Source organism: Exiguobacterium algae (assembly GCF_018617875.1).
GTDB lineage: Bacteria > Bacillota > Bacilli > Exiguobacteriales > Exiguobacteriaceae > Exiguobacterium > Exiguobacterium algae.
Window position 1 is genome coordinate 1 of sequence record NZ_JACSKZ010000014.1, and the last position, 374, is coordinate 374.

The 374-nt window shown below is 51.1% G+C and carries 2 tRNA genes; both read right to left on the reverse strand.

The features are described from left to right. Positions 1-92 precede the first annotated feature (92 nt). Positions 93-165 (reverse strand) — tRNA-Ala (locus tag KNP03_RS13445). Between the two features lie 23 nt (positions 166-188). Continuing rightward, positions 189-265 (reverse strand) — tRNA-Ile (locus KNP03_RS13450). Positions 266-374: the final 109 nt, after the last annotated feature.

Genomic DNA, 374 nt, shown 5'->3' on the forward strand with positions numbered 1-374 from the left:
ATCTAGCGTCTAAGACACACGGTCCATTGCGGACCATATGTGAAATTGGTTTTTGATGTCTTGATGAATCTTCAGTTTTCAAGGAACAAAAGTGGAGCCTAGCGGGATCGAACCGCTGACCTCCTGCGTGCAAGGCAGGCGCTCTCCCAGCTGAGCTAAGGCCCCGTGTTTGGAATTGTTCATAAAAATGGTGGGCCTAAGTGGACTCGAACCACCGACCTCACGCTTATCAGGCGTGCGCTCTAACCGGCTGAGCTATAGGCCCTCATAGAGAGGTTTTGGTCTCTCAAAACTGAACGATGGGCAATGCCACATGGGCATTTTCCTTAGAAAGGAGGTGATCCAGCCGCACCTTCCGATACGGCTACCTTGTT